We start from the raw sequence: 24,794 nt of genomic DNA on the forward strand, positions 1-24,794 counted from the left end.
ACTGTGGGAGAAGCCCCGTCCTTTTTAACTTACCCTTCAAACTGGTGTAGCCATATCGGTAATTACGCCACTTTCACGGTGTATTCCAGGGCCTTGTGCGGTCGCAGAGTCGTTGAGACGTACCCGTTGGCGGGCGCGCGAACATAGTCGAGGTAATCCTGCATGGACGGGCTGAACCCCTCAACATCGTCTACGGCAATCACGGCGCGGTCGGCAAGATGCGGCTCTAACAGCTGAAACACGGGATGCACCAGGTTGGGCCACCCGTCAAGAAGCACAAAATCGGGGCTGAAATCCAGGTCTTGCAGGGTCTTCAGCGCATCGCCTTCGCGCAGCTCGATATAGTCCGCAAGCCCCGCCCGCTCAAAATTTTTCCGCGCAGCCTCCGCCTTATGCGGCACGTATTCGCAGGTGATCACGCGGCCGCCATTGCGTTTTGCGGCGGCGGCAAGATACAGCGTCGAGATGCCGTAGGACGTACCGAACTCAACGATATTCCGCGCGCCGCTCGCCAGCGCCTGCATGTACAGAAACTCTCCCTGCTGCGGGGTGATGGGGATATATTTATCGGCGTAGAAGCCCTCATCCTCAGTCTTCCAATCGATCCCCTTACCTAAAAGCTGGTGGATTTTCGGCAGAAAATGCAGGAACATGCGCTTGCCCTGCTTGAGCGTGGCGTCGTAAAGGTTGTAGAGCGTGCCTTCGACCGGTGGGTCGTTAAGGAATGTGAACATTTGCGGGGTTAATTTGGGCATGTGAATCTCCCGGGTGCTTCGTTGCGCAGCATATATTTGCACCGCAGTTTCAGGCGTTTCTCTGAAGGGTAGCGCGGGTCTGGATTCTTTTATCATGCCAGCGCCAGCAGGGGAGTACAAGGGATTTGCGCGAAAACGCACAAAAGCCGAAACTTAGCGCCCCGACCGGTCTACCGCTCAAATCGGGTGAGGCGCATCGAATTGAGCACCACAAACACCGAACTGAACGCCATGGCCGCGCCCGCAATCATCGGGTTCAGCAGCCCCGCCGCCGCGACCGGTACCGCGATGGTGTTGTACGCGAACGCCCAGAACAGATTCGACTTAATGGTGCGCAAAGTCGCCCGCGAAAGCCGCAGCGACGTGGGAATCGCGCGCATATCCGAGCGCATCAGCACAATATCCGCCGCCTGCACCGCAACATCCGTACCCGAACCCATCGCCACGCCCAGGTCCGCGCGGGCCAGGGCGGGCGCATCGTTCACCCCGTCGCCAACCATCGCCACCCGGTAGCCTTCATCCTGAAGCTGCGCGATAACCTCAGATTTACGTTCGGGCGTGACCCCCGCAAAGACATTCTCCGGCTTAATCCCCACACTGGATGCGATAGCCTGGGCAACTTCGGGGGCGTCGCCGGTCAGCAGTACGGGTTCTAAGCCCAGTTCGTGAAGCTCGGCGATAGCCTGCGCAGACTCGGGTTTAGGGGAGTCCGCCAGCGCGATGAGCCCAACAGGCTGCGGGTCCTTTGCGCCGATCGCGCGAGCCACAACCACAGTAGTCAGCCCTTCCGAGCGCGCCTGCGCGAGCATCTGATGCTGCCTCTCGGTGAGCGCAACGCCCGCCTGCAGCAGGTATTCGGGGGTGCCCACCAGCACCAGGCAGCGGGGCTCCCCGTCGGTATCGGCGGGCACAAGCTCACCGCGCACACCTCCGGGCACGCCCTCAAAACCCTCGACGGTACCGAGAAACGCCCCATAATTTTCTGTTGCAAAACGCGCAATAGCGCGGGCTATTGGATGCTCACTCAGCGCCTCCACAGCTGCGGCATCGCTCAGAATAGATACAGAACGTTCGCTCTTTGAAGAGGCGTTGTCGTCTGTGACTTCGGTGAAATCGTCGAAGGTTCCAAAGCGTGCCACGCGCATTGTGCCTTCGGTGACGGTTCCGGTTTTATCCAGCACGATGCGGTTCACCGCATACGTAGTTTCCAGCACCTGCGCGTTGCGAATCAGTATGCCCAGCTGCGAGCCGCGCCCGGTACCCGCCAGCAGCGCCGTGGGGGTCGCCAAACCGAGCGCGCACGGGCAGGCGATCACCAGCACCGAAACCGCCGCGTTGAACGCACGCGGCACATCGTGCGATACAGACAGCCACCCGATGAGGGTCAAAAGCGAAATCACCAGAATCGTTGGCACGAAAATCGCAGAAACACGGTCGGCAAGACGCGCGATGGGTGCCTTCGTTTCCTGGGCGGCGGCAACCAGCTCACCCATTTTCGCGAGCGTCGTCTCAGACCCCACGCGGGTTGCGCGCACCGTCAGCGACCCGGAGGTGTTCAGGGTTGCGCCGGTGACCGCATCGCCTACCGCCACCTCGACAGGCACCGATTCGCCGGTCAGCAGGGAAGCGTCCACGGCGGAAGACCCCGCAATAACCGTGCCGTCAGTGGCGATTTTTTCACCCGGGCGCACCAAGAATTCGTCTCCCGGCAGCAGGTCCTCGACCGGAATCTGCACCTCGCGCGTGGTTCCCCGCTTGTCGGTGCGAAGCAGGGTCGCGGTGCGTGCTCCCAGGCTCAGCAGGGTGCGCAGAGCCTCGGAAGAGCGGGTTCGTGTGCGGTGCTCAACTGCCCGCCCGATCAGCAGGAATAAAGTCACCATCGACGCCGAATCAAAATACAGTGGCGCATGGTTACCGCTCAAGAACATGCCGAGAATGCCCCCCTGCATGGGGTGAACATGCTCGGTCAGCCCGGGGTTCATGAACAGCTGCGCGAGTGAATACAGGTAGGCGACAATCACGCCGAGAGAAACCAGCGTGTCCATCGTGCTGCTGAAGTGGCGTGCGTTCGTGAGAGCGGCGCGGTGAAACGGCTCGGCGCTATAGACTGCAACCGGCAGTGTGATAAGCGCAAGCACCCAGCCCCAGTGCGGGAACTGGAATGTGGGGAACATTGAAATCAAGAAAATCGGCACACTCAACAACAACGCCACAACGATGCGCCATCCCAGGCCCCCACTGCGCGCGTTGGTCGTCTCTTCGGACTCTGCATCGCGAACCTCGGTTTTGAGCGATGCCGTATACCCGGCGTTATTGACCGTTTCAATGATCTGCTCATCGGTAATATCGGCGGGAACGATCACGCGCGCAGACTCCAGCGGCAGGTTCACGGCGGGATCAACCCCCGGAATTTTGCGGAGTTTACGTTCCACGCGGCCCACGCAGGATGCGCACGTCATGCCCTGAACATCCAGGTGGATAATGCGCGTCTGCCCGCCATTAGCCGAGGAATCGAAAAGAGAACGCTCGTTCTCAGCTGTGGTGGATGCTGTTTGAGTTGAGTTACCCATGTTCTTCGCCTCTGTTCTCAATGCTCACGATGCTGTGCTGTCTTCGGGTTTTGCCTGCTGCGGATGCGCCTGCCGCAGGCCGCCCTGATCTATACTTCGCCTTCGTCCGGCAGTCCATCGGCACGGTTGCTGCGCGGTCGCTGCCCGGTTAGTTTTGAGCCTCGATTGTTCACCCCGCGAACCCGCGTGACGGCGGCACGCCTGAATGTGCGGCGTTGAGCGAGGGCGTCGTATGCGGTGCCGTGCACACCGGGATGCGGCTTATCGCCGGTGCCGTCAGCGGGGGTATTCGCCGCATGATCCTGTGAGGAATGTATACGCGATGCGCCCCGCCGTTTCAGCCCGCGCTGATCCTCGCGCGCCGTATAGGGGGTGAAGTCGCGCACCCACGCATCCAGCAGATCGGAGTCGAGTCCCATCTGCCGTGCCACGCGGGAAATCGCCTCGGTCAGGTGAATGTTCTCGGTGCCTACGAGTGCGCGCACTGCCCCGACCGCCATTGCCTGGTACTGCGGAGAATACGCCATGATTAGAGGGCGGGAGTGAAGCCAGCTTCAACGATGGCGTCCGCTACGGCTTGCGTATTGAGGGTGCCTTCGTGCTCGATGGTGACGGTCGAAACGCCGTCTTTGACCACGTCTACGTTCACGCCGGTGACGCCCGGAACTTCGCCGACTTCTTCACTCACGCTCATGGCGCAGTGGTTGCAGGTGAGGCCGGTTGCTTTGACGGTGGTGGTTGCCATGATGTTCCTTCCGATTTTTTGGAATTACAAAACTTGTGGATACGCCGCCCGCGTGTCAGCTGCGCATCATGCGGGATATGGCGGCGGTTGCCTCTTTTATTTTCTCATCAACTATTGTCGCATCACCTGTACGTTCGGATTCAATTGCGGCGTTGGTGACGCAATGCCCCATATGTTCTTCGAGCAGGTTGAGTGAGACTGCGTGAAGCGCTTTGGAAACCGCCGCGACCTGAGTAAGCACATCAATACAGTACTTGTCTTCCTCGACCATGCGGGCGATACCGCGCACTTGCCCTTCGATGCGGCGCAGGCGCTTCAAATGCGCCTCCTTGTTTGGGGTGTACCCGTGTGGCTGTGCTGAGGAATCACGGTTTGTCATAGATCCAGTGTATACCCTAGGGGGGTATATCTCAAGAGGTGGTGAAAGTGATTTGATATATTGGCTTTATGCGTGCACCACACCCTCAATCGGTCTATACGCTTCCGCACGAGCAAGCGGTGCTCAATACCCTGCGGAAGTATGGGGTGGTTAAAGCGCACCTATTCGGTAGCGCGGCACGCGGCGAGCTTACCCCCGCCAGTGATCTTGATTTTTTGGTAGAGATGAAAGACTCCCCAGATTACGGCGTATTGTTGCGGTTATCTGAGGAGCTTGAGCAGATTACAGGGTACCCGGTCGATGTGCTGACCTCTATTAAGCCTGTTTTTCGCCCTTACATCGAACCCGACTTGACGGAGCTGCCGTTGTGAAAGTTCCAGACCCTTACATCATCGATTGAGATAGCAATAGCCTCGGAGCGCAGAAATACTTTTGCATTCCGGGACTTTACCGATTTTCGCTGAAGAGTTCAGCGAGAGCTTCGTTGGTGTGGTTTTAGTGCAGGTAAAGCTGGGTGACTCTCAAAGTTCTTTTCAGAGTGAGCTTGTAATGTTCTTGTATTCTGGAAATTCTAAAAGAAGACACTGTTTATAAGGAAATTTTTAATATGATTAGGAGTTATGTGTCCTAAATATTGCTAAGAACGATATTAGATTGCCATATCAAAAGGTAGGTCTGAAATATCGCGAAGACGTTCCCCTGAAATTAAAGTTTCAAGAATATTTTGAGCTTCTGAGTTTCCGGAATTATTTATAGCAGAGATTAGTTCATAGAGGGCAAAATGATAGATCGTATCTATATCTCCTGTGCCTAATGCGAGTGAAGCTAATCGTGAAGGCGTGGGTTCTCCTGTCACAACTACAATGTGCGGGGTTCTTCCTTTTCTGTTTCGGATTATGTTAAGAGCCTATGATCGGGCATTCTGTGCACGATCAGATCGTAACGTCCATTTACAGGAAATCACTGCATGCACGATGGAATCTCTATTATTTTCAAGGCGTATAGGAGTTTGTTGAGCAACTGAGCTACTCACAATATTATTAGTTTGATTGATAAAGTCATCAGATTCTGGATTACGAAGCACTAAAACGTCAGGAGAAATGTCATACCCATTTCCTAGTGCGGCGCGTAGATTAGGGCTTTTGGTAATCGCTTTGGAAAGATCTTTGAGATGTTTGTAGGGGGAGTATTGAGATATATGATACTCTTTTCGTGAGCTTCCAACATTCTCAATGATCCAAGTGCCAGGACGCAACATAGAGAGATTGGGAAAAGTGGACTCTATAAATTTACTTACGGCATCTTCGAATAACTTTCCAGCAGTTTGGCCTTGGAGTTTCTCTTGGTTGGGGTAAACTCCTAATTTTCGTGCTACATCACCTGCAATTTCAATAGAGAACTTCTGAGACTTGTCTGCATTTGAAGCTATGTTGTTACTGTTGATTGATAAAACCCTAGATGATATTAATAATTTATGGAATTCCGAACGTTCAAAATCACATAAGAAATGATTATTTTCCATTTTTGTTTTTGTCACTTTCTTTTAGAAATGATATAATCTCGCGACCTACAGCCGCTGCCACAGGAGGGGGGAATGCATTTCCTACCTGGCGATAAGCATTAGTTTTCATTCCTGTAATTTTCCATTCATCTGGAAAACCCTGAATTCTAGCAGCCATTGGAACTGTGAGGCGAGGCATTCCTTCAAAATCTTTATCCGGTGCATCGAGCGCAAGTGTGCTGCCATTTATGCCAAGCTCGGCCCAAGCTTGGCGGGCGCGAGTTGGTCCTAAATCAGGACCTCCATGTTTTTTGGAGCCTCCAACTAATGTAGGAGCTATAGTTCTAGCGGTCGATACCCAGTTGTGAAGACCTTTCCATGCGTTGGCTCCCATGAGGTCTTTAAGGGCTTCTCCCACAGAAGGAGCTGGCTGAGTCTGGGGGGTTGGGAACTGGAAAGTGCCTGACTCAGAACTACTTATACCTACAATCACCACACGAGGCCTTAACTGAGGTACTCCGTAATCTGAAGCTTGGAGTAGTTTCCAATATAACGTATACCCCATGTCAGAGAATTGGTCGTTCAAGTCTTGTCGGTAGTCTTTGAACTTTGGGTTGAGAAGCCCCTTAACGTTCTCGATCATGACTGCACGTGGACGGATGATTGATACTAATTTCACCATAACTGGAAATAGATCACGTTCATCACTATTTCCTAGCTGCCTACCTGCCACAGAAAATGGAGGGCAGGGGATTCCTCCTGCTACTAGGTCTACTCCTATATGTTGTAGAGAGTAACTGTCAATCCAATCATCTAGATCGCCCTCATATACATTCCAATGTGGGCGGTTCTCTCGTAAGGTAGCGCACGCATATTTATCAATCTCAACTGCAGCCACATGGTTAAATCCAGCCATTTCAAGACCAAGAGCCTGCCCACCAGCTCCAGCGCAAACTTCTATCGAAGTATACTTTCTCATTAAGCCTTTATCTTTCGGGTAAATAGTCTTAAAACAAATATATATGGTCGGAATAATGAATGTGTTGAAGTTCGTTATTAGGCGCACGATTTCGATTTTTACCTCAGGACGGGGAGTGCAAGCAAGTTTGCAAACCCCGCCCTACGCGCGTAATAAGCCCTTACATCCCCTGCGCCTGGATGGCGGTGATCGCCACCGTGTTGATGATGTCCTCAACGGTGGTACCGCGTGAAAGGTCGTTCACGGGCTTGCGCAGACCCTGCAGCACGGGGCCAACGGCGGGGGCACCCGAAGACTGCTGCACAGCCTTGTAGGTGTTGTTGCCGGTGTTCAGGTCGGGGAAAATAAACACGGTCGCCTGGCCCGCCACCTGGCTGTCGGGCATCTTGGTCGAAGCAATCGACATGTTCGATGCCGCATCGTACTGAATCGGACCCTCCACCGCGAAATCCGGGTTAGAGGCGCGCACAATCTCGGTTGCCTCACGCACCACATCCACATCCGCGCCAGAGCCGGAGGTGCCGGTCGAGTACGAGAGCATAGCCACCTTCGGGTCAACCCCGAACTGGCGCGCGGTCTCGGCGGAAGCCTTCGCAATATCCGCCAGCTGCTCGGCGTTCGGGTTCGGGTTCACGGCACAGTCGCCGTACACCAGTACGCGGTCTTCCATGAGCATCAGGAACACCGAAGACACAATCTTGGTGCCCGGGCGGGTCTTAATGAACTCCAGTGAGGGACGAATCGTGTTCGCGGTCGTGTTAATAGCGCCCGAGACCATGCCGTCCGCAAGACCCTTGTACACCAGCATCGTGCCGAAATACGAGGGGTCGCTCATGCGTTCACGCGCGGCCTCAATGGTCATGCCCTTGTGGGCGCGCAGTTCGGCGTAGGTTGCTGCGAAGTCTTCACTGTACTCGTTGTTCTCAATGTCGATAATACGGATTGAGGCGGGCAGGTTAATGCCCTCAGACTGGCAGATCTCCGTAATCTTATTGGGGTTGCCCAACAGAATCAGGTCACAGAAATCGCGGCGCGCAATCATCTCGGCGGCACGCAGAATACGCACATCGTACCCCTCCGGCAGAACCACGGAACGGCGGTTCGCGCGGGCGGTCTCAATCAGATTGTGCAGGAACCGCAGCGGAGTCATCGAAGCCGGGCGCTCAAGCTCAAGGCGCGAGAGCAGCTCTTCCTGGTTCACGTACTCGTCCCAGCCGCCGAATGCGCTCGCAAGCTTGCGGGCCTGGCCGCTGATCACACTGCCGTGCACGCGGGAGACGGCGCGTGCCGACTTGAAGGTGTCACGCTCGGTAAATAGCACCGGGAAGGGGGCGTTATCGAGCAGGCTGCCCACAGCGGTGTGCTTCCCGGGAAGCTCGTTGAGCCCGCCGGTGAGCAGCAGACCCGACGGCGCCGGGAATGTGGGGGAGAGCGCGGATGCGAGGGTTGCGGCCACAACGTCGGCGCGGTCACCGGGAACAATCACGAAGTCCCCGTCGGTGAACTGGTTCAGGAAGTTTGAGACGGTCATTGCGGCGATCTTGACTTCGCTAATATCGCGGTCAAGGTCTTCCTTCTTCAGATGCGAGCCGTCAAGTTTGAGGGCTTCAACAACTTCCGCGATGGTGGGCTTACCCAGTTCGGCGATCTCGGGCAGAACGTAGACGGGGAATTTGTGCTCGCCCAGCTTGACGTTCTTCTCAATGCTCTCACGCAGCTCGGGGTCGGCGCGGTTGACGATAATCGAGAACAGATCAACCTTGGCCGCCTTAAGCTCGGAACGGGCCACCTCCACGGCGTTGGTTGCCTCTTCGAGGGACGCATCGTTTGCACCCACAATAGCGATTACGGGCAGGCCCAAATCGCGGGAAACCTGGGCGTTGAGGTCGAACTCGACAGCGAGCGCGTTCTGTGCGGTCAGGTATATGCCGTCCACGACCACAACATCGCTGTGGGCGGCAATTTCTTCGTAGGCGGAAACCGCGCGGGCCGAAATTTCTTCGGTGTTGCCTTCCGCGATGAACTCTAGCGCCTCGGTGAGGGAGACGCCGCCGCCTACCTGTTTGTCGGAGAGGTTGAAGTGCTCCTTCATGAGGCGAATCATGGGGTCGTCGTGGGCGGTTTCGCCTTTAAAGATGGGGCGGAAGAAACCTACCCGGTCGGCGCGTTTTACGAGGGAGTCGGCGAGGCCTAGGGCGATCAGGGATTTGCCTGAATCCTGGGTCATCGCCGAGAGATAAATGCCGGTGGTCATAGTGCTCCTTTGGCGTTGAACGTTCGGCGGGGGCGGCCCTTCTATGGGGTGTGGGCGACTCTCGTCGAGTTTGTGTTGTCTTTTCCATTCTAAGGATGCTTCCGGGGTGTGGCACACATTATATGTTGTGGTGTGTGGTATTTCATGGGGTGTTGTGGGTGTGGGTTGTGTGCGTGGCTGGGTTCGGGGCCTGCGGCAGGGGTGTTGTTCCTGCACGGGGTGCTGCTGGGGGTGTTCCTATCTTCTGGGTTCGCACTACCATGGGAGTATGTTGTTTGCTTTTTCTGTAGCCCCCACTGTTAGTGACCCTGACGGGTCGGTCCACCGTGCTGTCGCCGATGCGGTGGCGATTGTGCGCGCATCCGGGCTGCCGCATCAGACCGGGCCCATGTTCACCACGATTGAGGGGGAGTGGGACGAGTGCATGGACGTTATTAGGCGCGCCACGGAGGCTGTGGGCAAGCACGGCCCGCGCGTTTCGCTGGTGATTAAGGCGGATATCCGCCCCGGCCATGACCACGGGGAGATTGAGGGGAAGGTACAGCGGCTTAATGCCGCCATAGAGCAGCTGGATTCGGGGAAGTAACCACTCTGCGAGGGTTCGGCGCACCTGCTTCTTTGGGGCCTGTGAGCCTCTATGTCGGTCAGTGACGCGACGCGAAGGGCACCTAGAAGTTGCACCCCGCCAGTCCGTGAGATTCACACGGCTATTGCGGGGTCTTGTATCTAGGCTCCTTGATGGTTGCCCACCCGGCTGCTGTCCGAACCTAGCGTAGGCTTATGTGCATGGCGAAAAAGAAAAACCGCACCGCTGCCTCACGCCGCGCTGAGCGCTCCGAGTATCCGCACACAACAGGTGCGGCTGCCGGTGTGTACCCCATTTCGACCGGTGAGGCTGAGCTTGTGCCCGATGGCTACCACGCTGATGGTTGGCTTCTGCTCGTCAACGGGGTGCAGTCTTCGCATGTGATAGTGGGGCAGCCGCGCATGCTCGATTTTGAGTACATGCGCTGGATTGCTGCGGTTCTCGACTCGCATATTCAGACTCACCTTAATCCCGAAAAACTGCGTATTACCCATCTGGGCGGCGGGGCGTGTTCTCTAGCGCGCTATTGCGCGGACGTATACCCAAATTCACGCAATACCGTTGTGGAGCTTGATGCCAAACTGGCCGAATATGTGCGTGAGTGGTTCGATATTCCTAAGTCGCCGCGCGTAAAAATTCGGGTGGGTGATGCAGGCACCGTCACTCGCTCGTTCGCCCCGGCATCGCGCGATGTAGTTATTCGCGATGTGTTCGCGGTAGATAAAACCCCAGCGGAACTTACAAGCGTGGATTTCGTACGGGAGGTTGATCACTCCATGGCGCCCGGTGGGCTGTATATTCTCAACTGCGGGGATGGCCCCTCATTGGATGGGGCGCGTGCTGAGGTGGCTGCCCTGTTTGAGGTGTTTGAGCAGGTGTGCCTGGTGGCTGATGCTGCGATGCTCAAGGGCAGGCGGCGGGGCAATATTATTATTGCCGCATCGCACAGTCCGCTGCCGGCGGCAGGCTCAGCTGAGGCGGCGGCTATCTCACGAACGCTCATGGGCGGCGGTGTGCCAGCGCAGTACCGGGATTCGGCACAAACCCGGCAGTTTGCCCGCCTGTAGCTTCCACTGATAGGGCAAGCCACTTACGGCCACATAAAATAGAACGCACACTCTACTATGTGTGGAGGTTTCGTCCCGAGCCATCCCGCGCTTACGAGGCGCCTGCCGCAGGGTCGCTGGTGGGGATGGGGCCGTGCCGAATCTGGGGTATCCCGCATCCCGAAATCACCTGCCTGCCCGGTTCGCGCTGCGGCGCCTCGCGCTAAGATTGAACCCATGCGATACACCTACCTTGGCCCCTCAGGCACCTTCACCGAATCCGCGCTGCTTTCCGTGCCCGGCGCGGTCGGTGCCGAACGCATTCCCGCCACCAGCGTGCCTAATGCGCTCGAACGTCTTCGCAGCGGCGATGCGGATGCCGCCATGGTGCCCATTGAGAACTCGGTCGAAGGCGGGGTGAGCGCTACTCTTGATGCGATCGCGGCTTCCGAGGGAATGCGCATTATCCGCGAGGTGCTGGTGCCCATCAGGTTCGTGCTGGTCGCGGCGCGTCCACTCGCTTTGGAAGACATCAAAACCGTTTCAACCCACTCGCACGCCTGGGCTCAGGTGCGGCAATGGGTAGATGAGACTATCCCCACCGCCGAGTACCTGCCCGGTTCCTCCACCGCGGCAGCAGCCGTGGGTTTGCTTGATCCTTCCTGTGCGTATGATGCCGCGATTTGTTCCCCCGCACTTTTGGCAACCCACCCCGACCTACATGTGCTCGCCGAGGACATCGGCGATAACAAAAACGCCGTCACCCGGTTTGTGCTTATCAGCAGCACCGCGGATATTCCAGAGCCTACCGGTGCCGATAAGACGACGCTCACGATCCCTCTGCCCGAAAATCGAGAGGGCACTCCCGAAAACCGTTCGGGTGCGCTCTTGGAACTGCTCGAACAGTTCGCTTCGCGCGGCGTTAACCTCTCACGCATCGAATCGCGCCCCACCGGCAGGCAGATGGGTTCCTATATGTTTAGTGTGGATGCAGACGGGCATATTTATGAGGCTCGAATGCGCGATGCCCTGCGCGGCTTGCACCGCATAGCACCCGGCATTAAATACCTGGGATCGTACCCGCGTGCCGACCGGCAGCCCACCGTTGCGCCGCGCATCCACTCCGAGAACTCGTTCGATGCTGCCCACGCCTGGGTGGAATCGCTCTTCCCGGGTGGGCGACCGGCGCATCTGAAGCGCTAAACCGCTCCCCGCAACCGTATAAAAAGAGCCTTTATGTGAATAAAGCGTTGGGAATCCCGCTTTATTCACATAAAGGCTCTTTTTACGGCTGGGGGCGACTGGGTACTATTGATATGTGATTGATATTAACCTCCTCCGCGAAAACCCCGAGATTTTCCGCGCCTCCCAGCGAGCACGCGGCAAAGACGAAGCCCACGTAGACCGTATTCTTGAGACGGATGCCGCACGCCGCGCCTCGATCGGCACCTACGAGAACCTGCGCGCCGAACAGAACGCCTTCGGTAAACAGGTGGCGAAGGCACCCAAGGAAGAGAAACCCGCCCTCGTAGCCCAGGCGAAAGAACTCGCCGCCCGAGTCGCAGAGGCAAAAGCGGAATCTGAGGCGAAAACCGCCGAATATGAAGAGCTGCTAAGCTCCATCGAAAACCTGATTATCGACGGCGTACCCACCGGCGGCGAAGACGACTTTGTGGTGCTCAAAGAAGTCGGCACCCCCCGCGATTTCAGCACAGAAGGTTTTGAACCGCGCGACCACCTAGAAATAGGCGAACTCATCGGCGGCATCGACATGGCACGCGGCGCCAAGGTCTCCGGCTCGCGCTTCTACTTCCTCAAAGGGCAGGTTGCCCGCCTGGAGCAGGCGCTCATGTGGATGGCACTCGATCTGGCAACAGCCAACGGCTTCACCATGATGACAACCCCCACCCTCGTGCGCCCCGAAATCATGAACGGAACCGGGTTCAACGTCAAACACGACGACGAAATATACCGCCTCGAACGTGACGACCTGTACCTGGTCGGCACCTCGGAGGTGGCGCTTGCGGGCTACCATATGGACGAAATACTCGACCTTAGCGACGGACCCAAAAAATACCTGGGCTGGTCATCCTGCTACCGCCGCGAAGCCGGTGCCGCAGGTAAAGACACCCGCGGTATCATTCGCGTGCACCAGTTCAACAAAGCCGAAATGTTCGTCTACTGCCAGGTGGAGCAGGCGGAAGAAATACACGAGCAGATGCGCGCCCTCGAAGAGGAAATGCTGCAAAAATGCGGCCTCGCGTATCGCGTAATTGATACCGCCGCAGGGGACCTGGGCACCTCTGCCGCACGCAAATTCGACTGTGAGGCATGGGTTCCCACCCAGGGCACCTACCGCGAGCTGACCTCGACCTCGAACTGCACCACCTACCAGGCACGCCGCCTGAACATACGCGAACGTACCGCAGACACCGTAGACGATGCGGGCAATGTGCGCAAAGGTCGTACCCGCGCGGTCGCAACCCTCAACGGCACCTTGGCGACTACCCGTTGGGTTGTGGCGATTCTGGAGACACACCAGCAGCCCGACGGTTCGGTGCGTATCCCTGAAGCACTGCGCCCGTATATGGGCGGCGCTGAGGTTATTCCTGTGGTGTAAAAACGGGTGCTTCGCCGAGTTGCTAAGCCTGCCGTTTCATCGTGTGGGAACCCACTAGCAGCCCAAGAGCGGTGTGTTAACATGGGGATATTACTGAAATGGATGTGCTGCGGCGCACCCCGGGAAGAGGGCAGTACTAACTACCGTACAGTGTTATTTCAGCTTCTAGTGTGCGTTTAGGTCTCTAAAAAGCGTTACTCTTAAAGTATGTCCATTTCGCGTTCTAAACTTATTGGCGCATCAGCCTTAGCTGCAACAACGGCTGCGCTGGTGGCGCGTGCCCGTTCACATGCGCAGAAAATTGTGGCCCCGCTTGGTATCTGGCGAACAATCCCCACCGGCGATATGCGTCGCGTGGGCGTGGTGTACAACCCAAGTAAGGGTGGGGCTACCGCCGCTGTTGGCATTATTGAACGCACCATTAGAGCGAACGGCTGGCCCGCACCTATTACCCGCACTACCCGCATTGATGAGCCCGGTGGGGAAGCCGCCCGTGAGGTACTGGCTGAAGGCGCGGATACCGTGATCGCCGTTGGCGGGGACGGGACGGTTCGTGCCGTAGCCACGGCGTTACAGGGGTCGCAGGCGACTCTTGGTATTATCCCGTTGGGTACCGGTAACTTGCTCGCCCGCAACCTGTACCTGCCGGTGGGTGATGTCGCCTCCTGTGTCAATATTGCGCTTAACGGGGTGCAGCAGCCGGTAGATGCTATTAGGATGGTGACCGACCCCGGCAGCGACGAAAAAACCGAACATACGTTCTTTGTTATGAGTGGTGCCGGGTTTGACGCGCTGGTGATGAACGATACCACTGAGGAGCTTAAAGCTCGTATTGGGTGGCTCGCCTATGTGCGCACGGGGCTGCGGCATATGATGGGGCATTCGCATATGGTGCGGCTAAAAATGGATGATGAGCCAGTGATTGAAACCCGCGTGCGGTCGGTACTGATCGCTAACTGCGGGCGGCTTCAGGGTGGGCTGCAGCTGACCGATATGACCGATTTGGACGACGGTAACCTTGAGGTGATTGTGGCGTCCCCGCGCACGGTGCTGGAGTGGGGGCTGCTCACCGCAAAGGTTATGCGCCGTACCCTGCTGGGGGCACCGCGTGTAGAAATGCCGATGATCCGCCATTTTGTGGGGCACAAGGTTGAGCTTGAGATGCTGGACGAGCCTCAGCCTGTGGAGGTTGACGGCGACCCGGCCCCGTCCGCGTCGCATATATGCGCGCATATTATTCCTGCCGCTATTCACGTTAATATTCACCCGGATGCGCACCGGCTGACATAACTTACTCAGGGGTAGGGCTTGTGGCCCGATATGCGGTTAGTCTGGGTAATTTATGACGGCAGCAGTGCCGGCGGTTTACACGATAGCTCCTAGAAATATATGGGCGGAGGTCAAAAAATCTCTGTATACGCCTGCCTTGCCATGAGAAAACCGATAATTGCAGCTATCCATAGTATGGCTCCATCGGCGTTACGGGTTGCTAAGCTAACAAAATGGTCAAGCTTAGGTGTGATCCATGATGAAGCAAGACGGCGTATTACCAAGAGGGTAACAGCAGGGATGAACATTATGAGGCAATAACCTATCAGCACTATGAGCTTAGTGATAATAGTGGAATCCCAGGTGTTAAGCATGCTGATGGCGGCAAGGTAAGGGAGCATAGTTGCAGCTTCGAGAACCCCAGCGAGAAGCGCGATAAAGATTGCTGCGCGCGGATTGGTGACTTTTTCGAGACGGGTGCGCCATTTTATTTCGCTGGCGCGGCTGTCAGGGCTGGGTGAGAGGATACCGTATGCGAAGAGGATAGCCCCTAGAATCAGCTGAATCCAGTAGCGTCCTTGGGATGAAAAGATAGGATGGTTCCAAGTGATAGCTTCTACACCAAGTAGAAGAAGGGTGCCGAGTGCCGTGTAGAACAGCCCTAACGTGAAGCAATAAAGGGCTAGTGTGCGTACCTGAAATCGTGGTTGCGCCAGAAAAATAAGCGGTATAACTAGTGTTCCTGTGCTAAGGGAATCAAGAAGAGCCAAACTGAGAAGTGTCATGAAAAACAAGAGCAACCTCCTAAGAGCAGAGTGATGGTTTTAGTACGACTGTGTTATTAAAATTAGCATACAGTTTAGACGGAAGACGTAAGATAGACATGTGCCGAAAAATGTTGATCATCAGCAGCGTCGAGATGACATTGCGCAAGCTACCTTTGAACTCATTGCTCGTAATGGTCTGATGAACGCCAGTGTTCGAGCTGTCGCCGACTATTCTGGGTATTCAGCTGGATCAATCCGACACTATTTCCCTGTGCATGATGAGCTTCTGCGTTACGTCTCAAGCTACCTGACGCGACAAATCGGAAATCGTATTTCAGCTATTGCCCAAGATGAAAAACTTACGGTACGGCAGCGTGTGGAGCAAGCCTGTGAACAGCTTCTTCCGCTTGATGCTATGCGTAAACGGGAGATCGTTGCCTATGCGGAGTTAGGCCGTCTTGAACGTGCTCGACCAACAGGTCGCCTAGAGGAAGGGCAAGAAATCGCTAAGGTCTGTGAGGCTTCGCTCGAAGCTTTGGACGTGCATCGCGTCCTTGATAAAGCACGTCGCGCACAACTGGCACGTCGGTTACACTGGGTGCTTGACGGATTGGCTGCGCAAGAAATTATCTATCCTAGTTACATAAACCCTGCGGATATTCAGGAAGAATTGCGCCAAACTCTTGACGATATCGAGCGTGAGATTGCTGATTTAATACCACAAAAATAATTTGGAAGTCTAACAGGGGAGCACACGCAGAAGAGCGTCAATGTCACGTTCGCGTTGTAGGATGCGTTGCTGGGCATCAACGATGTCAGTGGTGGCAACGTAGAAGAGCTGATGATCACCCACCATAAAGTCCGCGGTGTAAGTGGAGTAGCCTTCAAGGCGCCGGGCGAGTTCAGTGCTCGCGGCAGCTTGTCCGCGTTCACGAAAAATGCTCTTGAGAGTGCGATACTTTGCAGGTTGTGATGCGCCAGCCGAGGCCATCGAGTGTCCCTCAATGGAAAAAATAGCGGATTTTTCCATTTACAGGCCTTTACGCAGGGGCATATTGGAAGAAACAGCCGTTTTTTCCAATATGCTGTGTAAAGAGTGCTCTCCGCTCCAGCTTCGGAAGGGCGGTGCGCGGCTCGTCAGATCCGAGTCATTTACCGGCGAAACTTTCACCGTTGCCTGGCAGGGCGCACACGGTAAGCTGGTGTACATGAAGATTGCTACCTGGAACGTGAACTCCATTCGCGCCCGCGCCGACCGCATCGAGGACTGGCTCGATAAAACCGAAGTCGATGTGCTCGCCCTACAGGAAACCAAAACCAAGGACGAAACCTTCCCCTTCGAGCTCTTTGAATTCCTGGGGTACGAGGTGGCGCATTACGGGCTGAACCAGTGGAATGGGGTAGCAATCGCATCCCGCGTGGGGCTCGACAGCGTCGAACGAACCTTCCCGAACCAGCCCGCCTTCGGAAAACCTGGCGACCCCGCCGAAGTTGAGGCGCGAGCCATCGGCGCCACCTGCAACGGTGTGCGCATCTGGAGCCTATACGTGCCGAATGGGCGCGGGCTCACCGACCCGCACATGGCGTACAAAATGGAGTGGATGCGCCAGCTGCGCACCAACGTCAACGGCTGGCTGCACGCCGACCCCGCCGCACAGTTTGCGCTCGTCGGAGACTGGAATGTGGCGCCCGAAGATACCGATGTGTGGGATATCGACTTTTTCCGGGAGAACGACCTCACCCACGTTTCCGCCCCCGAACGCGAGGCTTTCTATGCTCTGCTTAATGATGAAGGGCTCGTCGATCCGGTGCGCCCCTACACCCAGGGTGAGTACACCTACTGGGACTACAAAGCCGGGCGGTTCTCGAAGAATGAGGGGATGCGCATCGACTTTCAGCTGTGCTCCCCGGCGCTCGCCGCCCGTGTGGAAAACGCCTGGATCGATAGGGAAGAGCGCGAGGGGGACGGCGCGAGCGACCATACTCCCGTGGTGATTGAGCTTGCTGACTAGCAGCTCAGCGTGTGATGTGAGGAGATAGTATGAGCCGGAACCTTACCCCTGAACCGGTGGCGACGGGCAGCGCAGAAACCCGAATCGGTCAGCTTCGCTGGCGTGAATACGGTGGTCCCCGTGAAGCCGCAGGCGAGAGGACCCTGCTGTTTGTGCACGGGCTGCTGACGAATTCGGATGTCTGGGGCGAAGTGGTGCAGAATCTCTCCCAAGATTTTCGGTGCATAACCCTCGATATTCCCTTGGGGAGTCACACTATTCCCGCCCGAGAAGATGCAGCCCTCACTGTTGCCGAGCTGGCGCAGGCCGTGAACGAAGCGGCAGAACAGCTATGCCCACACGGGTTTACCCTCATTGGCAGCGATACCGGCGGAGTGGTTTCTCAGCTGGCGGCGGTGCGGGAACCCGCAGGGCTCAAGCGCTTGGTGCTGCTCTCGTGCGATACCGAGAAGAACTTCTTGCCCCTGCCGTTACGCTACCTACAGTATGTGGCGTACATTCCCGGAACCATGCAGGCACTCCGAGCAGCCCTGCATCTGGGGTGGGTGCGCCGCCTACCAATTGCCTTCGGGCGGCTAGTGAAACGCGAGCTTGACGCCGCCGAGTGGAATAGTATTATTACTCCATTGAAAGATGCCGGGGTTCGCCGCGATTTGGCGAAAGTGCTGAAGGGTATTTCTACGAAATATACGGTGCAGTCCGCGCGGGATTTGGAGCGGTTTGAGCATCCGACCCTGTTTTTATGGGCCGATACCACGAAGCTGTTCCCGATCGAGTATGCGCGTCGTTTAGCCTCCCGCATGCCGGATGCGCACGTGGTTCCCGTGCCGGAAAGCTACGCATTCAGCCAGCTGGATCAGCCCGAATTTGTGGCGAACGCCCTGCGGAAAGAGCTGGACGGGTAACCCGTACACTCCCCCAACCCTGCACTGAAGAAGGAGGAATAATGACGACCGTTTTTTATCGTGGTGAGCGCCGCGACGTTACGTCGTTTACTCCCGAGGAGCGCCAGGATTACCTGGATAAGAAGCAGCACACGATTAATGAAGCCAAAGAAGCCATTGCAGGTATGAAGGCTCGTATTGCCGAGTTGGAGCGCATTCAGGCGATGAACCCAATACGCCGCTGGTTCTACAAAACCTTCCATATCTAACAGGTTTTTTAGCAGAATACCCGCACGGGCCGCCAACGATGGCGCGTTTCGTGCGGGTTTGTTGTGTGCGGATGACCAGCCAGCTACTTCTGAACTGCCGGAACGCCTATGCTAGAAGGGAATAACCCGCATTAACGCAGAAAGAAGCATCTGTGAAAGCCTACGATATTGTTTTCGACCACACTCCCGAAGGCGCGACGGAGCGCGTGTGGTCATATGACGCGATGAACCGCGACATGGACTCCACCCCTGATAAAGTAACTGAGAGCGGCTGGTTGGGAAATGCTGGCCCGAATATCCCAGATAACCAGTGGCCGCGCAGCTCCCATTCGGGGCTGCCCATGCAGCATATCTTCACCCTGCACCTGCCCGAGGAGTACCGCACGCAAGGCCCCGAATATGTGGCCGTCTCATTTTTCGCTGGGGATGGTCAGTTCGCTGAGCTAGGTGAACGGGCCGTACCCGACCCGCATAGTGACGACCCGTTCCTGGTGCAGCTTGCAGAGTACACCCCGCACCCGAAGTGCCGCATTCTCACCGATATTCTTGATAGTGAGTACGCGACAATCTTCCTTACCGAGGCTGAGTTTTCGGGGCGTTCGCACGGCCCGGAGGATGTGCGCCGTCAGGGCGAGCATCGGGAGGACGCCGAGAGCTATAGTGCCTACAGCACGTATACGCGGCAGAAGTGTGAGCGCGCCCTGGGGCTGGTGGAGCGTATCGACCCGAACGCCGGGATTGCGCCGGTGTATGAGTACACGTCCGATTCGGACGGTGAGATGACCCCGAAGGATGTCTGCTCTAACGGGTACGAGGATCCTTACGACCCAGACACGCGCGATGATAAGCCGTGGGCGGAGCCGCTGTACGGGCGGTGCCACTTGGGCGGTACCGTGTTCTGTGTGCAGAACATGCCGGAGGGGCTGACTGCTTGGTATATTGAGTTCGAGGAGATGGACGTCATGAATTTCGGCGGCGGAAACGCTCAGCTTGACCTTGAGTCCGATACCTTCGACTGGGCGTGCGGCTAAACATTCACCCGTTACAAACGCCCCGCGCATCCACCGTATAAAGGTGAATGCGCGGGGCATTATTGCGTTTGAAACCGTCGCACTGACTAAACGGTACGCCTAGAGCTACTGTGCCAGCAGCTCCGGGTCGGTGGTGACGAGGATCTTCACAGCGGTCTCGTTGTGGTTAATCAGGGTGTCGAAGCCCTTATCAATCAGGTCTTCCAGGGCGATCTTGCCGGTAATGAACGGCTTCAGATCGAGCTTGCCCGACTCGACGAGAGCGATGCTCTCGGGGTGGTTATTCACGTAGGCGATGGTGCCGCGCAGGTCGATCTCTTTCAGCACCAGCTTCTGCACATCCAGCGAGGCAGGCTTGCCCCAGATAGAGACCACCACGACCTTACCGGTGGGCTTAATGGCATCCAGGATCAAATCGAGCGCGGGCTGAACAGAGGTGCACTCGAAGGCAATATCCACGCCACGGTCATTGGTGAGCTTCTGAATTTCAGCGAGCACATCGGTCTCGGCGGGGGAGAAGGTGTAGTCTGCAACCCCGGAGTCGAGCGCCTTCTGGCGACGCAGCGGTGACAGCTCAGAGATAATGACCTTAGCGCCCTTTGCCTTAAGCACTGCGGAGGTGAGCAGGCCAATCGGTCCTGCGCCGGTCACCAGCGCGTAATCGCCCTCATGGATTTCGCCGGCGCGCTCAACAGCGTGCACACCCACGGTGAGCGGCTCAATAAGTGCCGCCTCGTCAAGGGGAATGTTCTTGGAGATCTTGTGGACCCAGCGGCGCTTGACGCTCACAACTTCGGAGAGCCCGCCGCCACGGCCTGCCAAGCCAATAAAGTTCATGTTCTTTGACAGGTGGTAGGTCTTCGAATCGGGGCCAACATCCACTGCGTCATCAATGATGTAAGGCTCAACAACCACATGGTCGCCGACTTCCAGGTCGGTGACGCCTTCGCCGAGTTCTTTCACGACGCCAGAGAACTCGTGGCCCATGGTGACGGGGGAATCCTCACCCGAGATGGGGTGCGGGTGCCCGTGCTGGGGGCAGAAGATGGGGCCGTCGAGGTATTCGTGCAGGTCGGTGCCGCAAATGCCGCACCAGGCGACCTTAACGAGTACTTCACCGGGGGCTACTTTGGGGGCCGGGATGTCTTCGATACGAATATCGTTGCGGTCATAGAAACGAGCTGCCTTCATGGGAGACTCCTTAATCTGGGGCGCTGGCCCCTGTGAGTGGTTGGGGTGAGAATCGCATGCTTCTCACCTTTTTAAGGTACTCCGATGTGTCTAAAAAGCCTAGATTTTAGGCGTATTTTTGCGTATATGACGCGCAATGATGCTATTAGGAATTATTCTCAATAGATTGTGCAGTTCTGTGTTCTATAGCGTTCTGTAGGCTTTTTCTTGACGTTGAGTGGAGCCTTAATTTTTTCCATGCCATGCCGCCTAAGTTGTAAAGTTCGCCTAGGCGAACTAATGTTAATAGCATCCACAAAGTAGGTGGTTTTCACAGTCGCAGAACCACCCGCGCAAAACGCAGACACTACGAAGTATCAGCACATCATATAGAAAGACAACCGATGTTTACTCCACTGGCTTTCATTACACGGCATAACACCCACAATGCCGCCCGACGCATCCGCATTGCAGCTCTTGCAATGTTCAGCGTGTTCATTCTCTTATTAACCGCCTGCTCAGGTGCGGGCCCCGCATCGTCCGGAAATGGTAAGAAGACCGTGCTCACCACCTTTACCGTGCTGGCTGACATTGCTAAGAACGTGGCGGGTGACCACCTGAACGTGGAGTCCCTTACCAAACCAGGGGCTGAAATCCACGAATACGAGCCCACCCCCAGCGACATTAAAAAAGCCCACAGCGCCGATTTAATCCTCGACAACGGGCTTAACCTAGAAACCTGGTTCGCTAAGTTCGTGCAAGAAGCTAACGCCCCGCACGCCACGGTCTCTGAGGGCGTGACCCCCATGAATATTTCTGAGGACGCCTACGCGGGCAAACCCAACCCGCACGCCTGGATGAGCCCCAAAAACGTGCAGAAATACGTGGATAATATGGTGACGGAGTTCAGTAAACTCGACCCCGACCACGCCGAAGACTTCAAAAAGAACGCCGAAAACTATAAACGGCAGCTGCAGGACGTACAGGACGAACTGTCCAATGAGGTGCGCACCCTGCCCGAGAACCAGCGGGCGCTTGTCACCTGCGAAGGGGCCTTCTCGTACCTGGCCGCAGATGCCGGACTGAAAGAGAAATACATTTGGGCCGTGAACTCTGAGCAGCAGGCAACTCCCTCCCAGATTAACTCCGCTATTGACTTCGTCAAAACCAATAAAGTGCCCGCCGTATTCTGCGAATCCACTGTCTCGGACAACCCCATGAAACAGGTGGCTGATGCGACCGGTGCAAAATTTGGCGGGGTGCTCTATGTGGACTCGCTCTCAGACGCTAACGGGCCGGTACCCACCTACCTGGAGATGATCCGCCACGACGCGAAAACCATTGTGAAAGGTCTGACCGGTAAGCAGTAATGGGTGTAGGGCAGAGTATGGAAACGCTACTGAACGTCGAGAACTTGGGTGTGAACTACGGTTCGGTACAGGCCTTGCACGACGCCACATTTAGGCTTGGTGCGGGGAGTATCTGCGGGCTTATTGGCATGAACGGCTCGGGGAAATCGACCCTGTTCAAGGCGATTATGGGCGTTACGCCCGCCCACACCGGATCCGTTGAGATCGCCGGAGGTGACCCTGCCGCCGCCCGTAAAAGCGGTGTTGTCAGCTACGTGCCGCAAAGCGAGGAGATCGACTGGAGCTTTCCCGTATCGGTGCGCGATGTCGTGGCGATGGGCCGCTACCGTACCCTGGGGCCCACCCGCCGTCTGCACAGTAAGGACAAGCAAGCGCTTGCTCATGCGTTAGAGCGTCTGGAGCTTACCGACCTGGCAGCGCGGCAGATCGGGGCACTATCGGGTGGGCAGCGTAAACGGGCCTTTGTGGCCCGCGCTATCGCCCAAGGCGCACGGCTGCTGCTGCTTGATGAACCGTTCGCCGGGGTTGATAAACGCTCCGAAGCGATGCTCATTGACGTTCTCAAACAGCTGCGTGATAGCGGCGCCTCGGTGCTGGTGTCAACCCACGACCTTGCGTCGCTTCACTCCTTCGCTGATGAGGCGGTGCTGCTGCGTAAAACTGTGCTCATGCACAGCACCCCCGAGGCGGTACTCGCCCCAGAAAACCTGGTGCAGGCGTTTGGTATGCACATTAATACCGAGCACAGCCCGTCCACACCAGAGAAAAACACAGCGAACAATACCGACGAGCAGGTGAAAAGGGTAAATAACGAATGAGTATTCTGGATTATTTGACGGAGCCCCTCACCCTGCCCTTTATGATGCGCGCCGTCCTAGTCACCGTGGCCGCCGCGGCTGTCTGTGCACTGCTGTCCTGCTGGCTTATTATGCTTGGCTGGTCGCTAATGGGGGACGCGATATCCCACGCCGTGCTGCCGGGGGTGGTGCTCGCCTATATCGCCGGTGCCCCCTTCGCCGTGGGGGCGGTTATTGCAGCCCTCGTAGCGGTCGCTCTCATTGGTGCGGTACAGCACAGCGGGCGGGTGCGCGAGGATGCCGCGATCGGTATCGTTTTCACCACCCTCTTTGCTTTCGGGCTGATCCTTATCTCTGTAACGCCCTCAAATACTGACCTTAACCACATTCTTTTCGGGAACGTGCTGGGGGTATCGTGGCTGGACGTGTGGCAGGTGCTTGCCCTTGCCGCAGTGGTGGGGGCTGTTCTGCTGGTGAAGCGTCGCGATTTTGTGCTGTACGCCTTCGACCCAGGTTTTGCGCACGCGATCGGTCTGCGGCCGCGCCTGCTGGGCGGTATGCTGCTGGTCATGTTGGCGCTCACCAGTGTGGTGGCGTTGCAAATTGTGGGAGTGGTGCTGGTGGTGGCGATGCTGGTGATCCCAGGCTCAACCGCGCGTCTGCTCACCGACCGGTTCTCCGTGATGCTGGCGATCTCGGTGGGTGTTTCGCTATTGGGCACCCTTATTGGCCTCTACAGCAGCTACTACATGGATGTTTCCCCCGGCGGTGCTGTGGTGCTCACTCAGGGGGTGCTGTTCCTACTGGCGTACCTATTCGCCCCGCATCACGGGGTGCTGGGACGGATCCGCGCCGCCCATCGTGCGCAGCAGGGTACTGTCACACACGGGTAGCAGACGCGCATCGTTGGGCGGTTCTTAGGGGCGGGAGACGAAAAGGTCGGTTGCGGCAGCTGCACCCAATGGCACGGTGGTCTGCGGCGGGGCAGCAGGGGTTTGGGCGGATGCAGCGCCTGCATCCGCTGGTGCGACAACACGCACATTAATGGCCTCGGAGAACGGTGCGCCCTCTTCGATCGCCAGGTGCGCACCGGGAGTGAAACCATGCTCGGACAGGTAACGCAGCAGCTTGGGGTCACTGTCGTTAATGCGTTCCAGTACAACGGTCTCGCCCGGTTCGCACTGGCTCAGCGGCACCGTATGTGGGAATGAGATGCGCCCCGAGGCGTCTGGGATGGGGTCGCCGTGCGGGTCGCGGCTGGGGTGCCCAAGTACCGTGTCGATGCGTTCAATCATGAAGTCTGAGACGGCGTGTTCGAGTACTTCGGCCTCATCATGCACCCGGTCCCAGGTGTACCCCAGGGTTTCGACGAGGAAAGTTTCGATGAGGCGGTGGCGGCGGATCATTGCCACCGCATAGGTGCGCCCCAGTTCGGTGAGTTCAATGGTGCCGTACCGCTGATGTTCAATGAGGTCAGCTGCCGCCAGGCGTTTAAGCCCGTCCGAAACTGAGGATGCCCGTAACCCCATGCGTTCGGCGAGCGCTGATGCGGTGGCAGGCATATTGGACCATTCCTCAAGGCTCCAGATAGCTTTGAGGTAGTTCTGGGTGCTGGCGGACAGTTCTGACAATGGCATAGGTCAAGTTTACCTAAGTTGGTGTTTGTGGTGCGCTGCGGAAAGTCATATGGGGGTGCTACTGCTGTGTTTACGCCCTAATAAAAATATTCAGAAGGTACCTGTTGAATTTTCTAGAAGGGTCCTGTAGTATTTTCTTACAGGGTCCAGTAA

25 protein-coding genes and 1 pseudogene are annotated in these 24,794 nt (G+C 56.8%); 14 read left to right on the forward strand and 12 right to left on the reverse strand.

Translation table 11 applies throughout. The annotated features are described in order from the left end of the window. Nucleotides 1-62 precede the first annotated feature (62 nt). From D8M41_RS09885 to D8M41_RS09905, 5 genes are all read right to left on the reverse strand, one after another. Nucleotides 63-755 (reverse strand): O-methyltransferase, encoded by a 693-nt coding sequence (locus tag D8M41_RS09885; protein ID WP_126926922.1) that lies wholly within the window; start codon nucleotides 753-755, stop codon nucleotides 63-65. A gap of 170 nt (nucleotides 756-925) precedes the next feature. Further along, the gene (locus D8M41_RS09890; RefSeq protein ID WP_126926923.1) at nucleotides 926-3,325 is read right to left on the reverse strand and encodes a heavy metal translocating P-type ATPase; all 2,400 of its coding nucleotides are present in this window, start codon (nucleotides 3,323-3,325) and stop codon (nucleotides 926-928) included. Between the two features lie 89 nt (nucleotides 3,326-3,414). Further along, complete coding sequence (locus tag D8M41_RS09895) at nucleotides 3,415-3,852, reverse strand: hypothetical protein (protein ID WP_048753608.1); 438 nt, start codon at nucleotides 3,850-3,852, stop codon at nucleotides 3,415-3,417. A gap of 2 nt (nucleotides 3,853-3,854) precedes the next feature. After that, on the reverse strand, nucleotides 3,855-4,070 hold the full coding sequence (locus tag D8M41_RS09900) for a heavy-metal-associated domain-containing protein (protein WP_048755344.1): 216 nt from the start codon (nucleotides 4,068-4,070) through the stop codon (nucleotides 3,855-3,857). A 55-nt stretch (nucleotides 4,071-4,125) separates the two neighbouring features. Then, nucleotides 4,126-4,449 carry a metal-sensitive transcriptional regulator gene (locus D8M41_RS09905; protein WP_013398024.1) on the reverse strand — a complete coding sequence of 108 codons (324 nt, stop codon included), beginning with the start codon at nucleotides 4,447-4,449 and terminating at the stop codon, nucleotides 4,126-4,128. Nucleotides 4,450-4,517: 68 nt separating this feature from the next. On the opposite strand from D8M41_RS09905, the gene D8M41_RS09910 reads away from it, so the two are divergent. Continuing rightward, nucleotides 4,518-4,820 carry a nucleotidyltransferase family protein gene (locus tag D8M41_RS09910; RefSeq protein WP_126926924.1) on the forward strand — a complete coding sequence of 101 codons (303 nt, stop codon included), beginning with the start codon at nucleotides 4,518-4,520 and terminating at the stop codon, nucleotides 4,818-4,820. A 278-nt stretch (nucleotides 4,821-5,098) separates the two neighbouring features. Here D8M41_RS09910 and D8M41_RS09915 read toward each other — a convergent pair. From D8M41_RS09915 to pta, 3 genes and pseudogenes are all read right to left on the reverse strand, one after another. Further along, nucleotides 5,099-5,971: pseudogene (locus D8M41_RS09915) on the reverse strand (NgoMIV family type II restriction endonuclease). After that, nucleotides 5,961-7,016, reverse strand: coding sequence for a DNA cytosine methyltransferase (locus D8M41_RS09920; RefSeq protein WP_238693515.1), 1,056 nt, complete (start codon nucleotides 7,014-7,016; stop codon nucleotides 5,961-5,963). The pseudogene D8M41_RS09915 and the gene D8M41_RS09920 overlap by 11 nt, the downstream one beginning before the upstream one ends. Nucleotides 7,017-7,089: 73 nt before the next feature. Further along, nucleotides 7,090-9,183 carry a phosphate acetyltransferase gene (gene pta, locus D8M41_RS09925; protein ID WP_126926925.1) on the reverse strand — a complete coding sequence of 698 codons (2,094 nt, stop codon included), beginning with the start codon at nucleotides 9,181-9,183 and terminating at the stop codon, nucleotides 7,090-7,092. A 268-nt stretch (nucleotides 9,184-9,451) separates the two neighbouring features. Here pta and D8M41_RS09930 point away from each other — a divergent pair, with 268 nt between their 5' ends. The 5 genes from D8M41_RS09930 to D8M41_RS09950 all read left to right on the forward strand — a co-directional run bounded on the left by D8M41_RS09930 (nucleotide 9,452) and on the right by D8M41_RS09950 (nucleotide 14,725). Beyond that, entirely contained in the window at nucleotides 9,452-9,769 is a 318-nt protein-coding gene (locus D8M41_RS09930; RefSeq protein WP_037236548.1) for a thiamine-binding protein, read from the forward strand. A 200-nt stretch (nucleotides 9,770-9,969) separates the two neighbouring features. Next, complete coding sequence (locus D8M41_RS09935) at nucleotides 9,970-10,836, forward strand: spermidine synthase (RefSeq protein ID WP_126926926.1); 867 nt, start codon at nucleotides 9,970-9,972, stop codon at nucleotides 10,834-10,836. Nucleotides 10,837-11,052: 216 nt separating this feature from the next. Continuing rightward, nucleotides 11,053-12,018: a prephenate dehydratase gene (gene pheA, locus D8M41_RS09940; protein ID WP_126926927.1), complete on the forward strand. Its 966-nt coding sequence runs from the start codon at nucleotides 11,053-11,055 to the stop codon at nucleotides 12,016-12,018. A gap of 115 nt (nucleotides 12,019-12,133) precedes the next feature. After that, on the forward strand, nucleotides 12,134-13,435 hold the full coding sequence (serS, locus tag D8M41_RS09945) for a serine--tRNA ligase (RefSeq protein WP_126926928.1): 1,302 nt from the start codon (nucleotides 12,134-12,136) through the stop codon (nucleotides 13,433-13,435). Between the two features lie 207 nt (nucleotides 13,436-13,642). Further along, nucleotides 13,643-14,725, forward strand: coding sequence for a diacylglycerol/lipid kinase family protein (locus D8M41_RS09950; RefSeq protein WP_126926929.1), 1,083 nt, complete (start codon nucleotides 13,643-13,645; stop codon nucleotides 14,723-14,725). A gap of 110 nt (nucleotides 14,726-14,835) precedes the next feature. Here D8M41_RS09950 and D8M41_RS09955 read toward each other — a convergent pair whose 3' ends face one another. Beyond that, nucleotides 14,836-15,489 carry a GAP family protein gene (locus D8M41_RS09955; RefSeq protein ID WP_232018668.1) on the reverse strand — a complete coding sequence of 218 codons (654 nt, stop codon included), beginning with the start codon at nucleotides 15,487-15,489 and terminating at the stop codon, nucleotides 14,836-14,838. A 100-nt stretch (nucleotides 15,490-15,589) separates the two neighbouring features. Here D8M41_RS09955 and D8M41_RS09960 point away from each other — a divergent pair, with 100 nt between their 5' ends. Beyond that, entirely contained in the window at nucleotides 15,590-16,201 is a 612-nt protein-coding gene (locus D8M41_RS09960; protein ID WP_006888441.1) for a TetR/AcrR family transcriptional regulator, read from the forward strand. A gap of 9 nt (nucleotides 16,202-16,210) precedes the next feature. Here the strand turns inward: D8M41_RS09960 and D8M41_RS09965 are convergent, their stop codons facing one another. Next, on the reverse strand, nucleotides 16,211-16,501 hold the full coding sequence (locus tag D8M41_RS09965) for a hypothetical protein (protein WP_126499463.1): 291 nt from the start codon (nucleotides 16,499-16,501) through the stop codon (nucleotides 16,211-16,213). 178 nt (nucleotides 16,502-16,679) lie between these two features. Here D8M41_RS09965 and D8M41_RS09970 point away from each other — a divergent pair, with 178 nt between their 5' ends. From D8M41_RS09970 to D8M41_RS09985, 4 genes are all read left to right on the forward strand, one after another. After that, a complete protein-coding gene (locus D8M41_RS09970; protein ID WP_126926930.1) occupies nucleotides 16,680-17,483 on the forward strand; it encodes an exodeoxyribonuclease III in 804 nt (267 codons plus the stop codon). Nucleotides 17,484-17,512: 29 nt separating this feature from the next. Further along, a complete protein-coding gene (locus D8M41_RS09975) occupies nucleotides 17,513-18,388 on the forward strand; it encodes an alpha/beta fold hydrolase (RefSeq protein ID WP_126926931.1) in 876 nt (291 codons plus the stop codon). Nucleotides 18,389-18,429: 41 nt separating this feature from the next. Next, nucleotides 18,430-18,636, forward strand: a complete 207-nt coding sequence (locus D8M41_RS09980; protein ID WP_006888626.1) for a hypothetical protein — start codon at nucleotides 18,430-18,432, stop codon at nucleotides 18,634-18,636. Between the two features lie 152 nt (nucleotides 18,637-18,788). Continuing rightward, the gene (locus D8M41_RS09985; RefSeq protein WP_126926932.1) at nucleotides 18,789-19,667 is read left to right on the forward strand and encodes a hypothetical protein; all 879 of its coding nucleotides are present in this window, start codon (nucleotides 18,789-18,791) and stop codon (nucleotides 19,665-19,667) included. Between the two features lie 105 nt (nucleotides 19,668-19,772). On the opposite strand, the gene D8M41_RS09990 is transcribed toward D8M41_RS09985, so the two are convergent. Then, a complete protein-coding gene (locus tag D8M41_RS09990) occupies nucleotides 19,773-20,858 on the reverse strand; it encodes a 2,3-butanediol dehydrogenase (protein WP_006888352.1) in 1,086 nt (361 codons plus the stop codon). A gap of 383 nt (nucleotides 20,859-21,241) precedes the next feature. Here D8M41_RS09990 and D8M41_RS09995 point away from each other — a divergent pair, with 383 nt between their 5' ends. The 3 genes from D8M41_RS09995 to D8M41_RS10005 are packed head-to-tail and all read left to right on the forward strand — an operon-like array spanning nucleotide 21,242 to nucleotide 23,897. Beyond that, complete coding sequence (locus D8M41_RS09995) at nucleotides 21,242-22,207, forward strand: metal ABC transporter substrate-binding protein (protein WP_126926933.1); 966 nt, start codon at nucleotides 21,242-21,244, stop codon at nucleotides 22,205-22,207. Nucleotides 22,208-22,224: 17 nt separating this feature from the next. Then, complete coding sequence (locus D8M41_RS10000; protein ID WP_126926934.1) at nucleotides 22,225-23,025, forward strand: metal ABC transporter ATP-binding protein; 801 nt, start codon at nucleotides 22,225-22,227, stop codon at nucleotides 23,023-23,025. Continuing rightward, the gene (locus tag D8M41_RS10005; protein WP_126926935.1) at nucleotides 23,022-23,897 is read left to right on the forward strand and encodes a metal ABC transporter permease; all 876 of its coding nucleotides are present in this window, start codon (nucleotides 23,022-23,024) and stop codon (nucleotides 23,895-23,897) included. The genes D8M41_RS10000 and D8M41_RS10005 overlap by 4 nt, the downstream gene beginning before the upstream one ends. Nucleotides 23,898-23,921: 24 nt before the next feature. Here D8M41_RS10005 and D8M41_RS10010 read toward each other — a convergent pair whose 3' ends face one another. Then, entirely contained in the window at nucleotides 23,922-24,641 is a 720-nt protein-coding gene (locus D8M41_RS10010; protein ID WP_006888374.1) for a metal-dependent transcriptional regulator, read from the reverse strand. Nucleotides 24,642-24,794: the final 153 nt, after the last annotated feature.

Origin of the sequence: Rothia sp. HSID18069 (genome assembly GCF_003989155.1) — a bacterium.
In the GTDB taxonomy this organism is placed as follows: Bacteria; Actinomycetota; Actinomycetes; order Actinomycetales; family Micrococcaceae; genus Rothia; species Rothia aeria.